At 48.7% G+C, this 1,355-nt stretch carries 1 tRNA gene and 1 rRNA gene; both read right to left on the bottom strand.

The features are described from left to right. Positions 1–4 precede the first annotated feature (4 nt). A tRNA-Ile gene (locus RH98_RS14955) sits at positions 5–78 on the bottom strand. A gap of 64 nt (positions 79–142) precedes the next feature. Then, positions 143–1,355, bottom strand: a 16S ribosomal RNA gene (locus RH98_RS14950); the annotation flags it as partial.

Genomic DNA, 1,355 nt, shown 5'->3' with positions numbered 1-1,355 from the left:
TTAGTAGTCCCGGGCAGACTCGAACTGCCGACCCCTACATTATCAGTGTAGTACTCTAACCAGCTGAGCTACGAGACTCTGTAATACTTTTTTTTTGAACTAACAGCGAGAGTAAGTTATACAACTTTGGTCGTTTCTCTAGAAAGGAGGTGTTCCAGCCGCACCTTCCGGTACGGCTACCTTGTTACGACTTAGCCCCAGTCACTAGTTTTACCCTAGGCAGCTCCTTGCGGTCACCGACTTCAGGTACCCCCAGCTTCCATGGCTTGACGGGCGGTGTGTACAAGGCCCGGGAACGTATTCACCGGATCATGGCTGATATCCGATTACTAGCGATTCCAGCTTCATAGAGTCGAGTTGCAGACTCCAATCCGAACTGAGACCAGTTTTTGAGATTCGCATCCAGTTGCCTGGTAGCTGCTTTCTGTACTGGCCATTGTAGCACGTGTGTAGCCCAGGACGTAAGGGCCGTGATGATTTGACGTCATCCCCACCTTCCTCACGGTTTGCACCGGCAGTCTTGTTAGAGTTCCCGACTTGACTCGATGGTAACTAACAATAGGGGTTGCGCTCGTTATAGGACTTAACCTGACACCTCACGGCACGAGCTGACGACAACCATGCAGCACCTTGTAAATTGTCCGAAGAAATATCTGTTTCCAAATACGTCAATCTACATTTAAGCCCTGGTAAGGTTCCTCGCGTATCATCGAATTAAACCACATGCTCCACCGCTTGTGCGGGCCCCCGTCAATTCCTTTGAGTTTCATTCTTGCGAACGTACTCCCCAGGTGGGATACTTATCACTTTCGCTTAGCCACTCAGTCCGAAAACCGAACAGCTAGTATCCATCGTTTACGGCGTGGACTACCAGGGTATCTAATCCTGTTCGCTACCCACGCTTTCGTTCATCAGCGTCAATAAGTACGTAGTAACCTGCCTTCGCAATTGGTATTCCATGTAATATCTAAGCATTTCACCGCTACACTACATATTCTAGTTACTTCCATACTATTCAAGTCTACCAGTATCAATGGCCGTGTCTTAGTTAAGCTAAGAAATTTCACCACTGACTTAATAAACCGCCTACGAACCCTTTAAACCCAATAATTCCGGATAACGCTCGGATCCTCCGTATTACCGCGGCTGCTGGCACGGAGTTAGCCGATCCTTATTCTTACGGTACCGTCAAGTCACTACACGTAGCGATGTTTCTTCCCGTACAAAAGCAGTTTACAATCCATAGGACATTCTTCCTGCACGCGGCATGGCTGGTTCAGAGTTGCCTCCATTGACCAATATTCCTCACTGCTGCCTCCCGTAGGAGTCTGGTCCGTGTCTCAGTACCAGTGTGG

Origin of the sequence: Myroides injenensis M09-0166, from assembly GCF_000246945.1 — a bacterium.
GTDB lineage: Bacteria > Bacteroidota > Bacteroidia > Flavobacteriales > Flavobacteriaceae > Flavobacterium > Flavobacterium injenense.
Note: the sequence above shows the minus strand (reverse complement) of the source record. Positions and strands in the feature narration are given on the sequence as shown.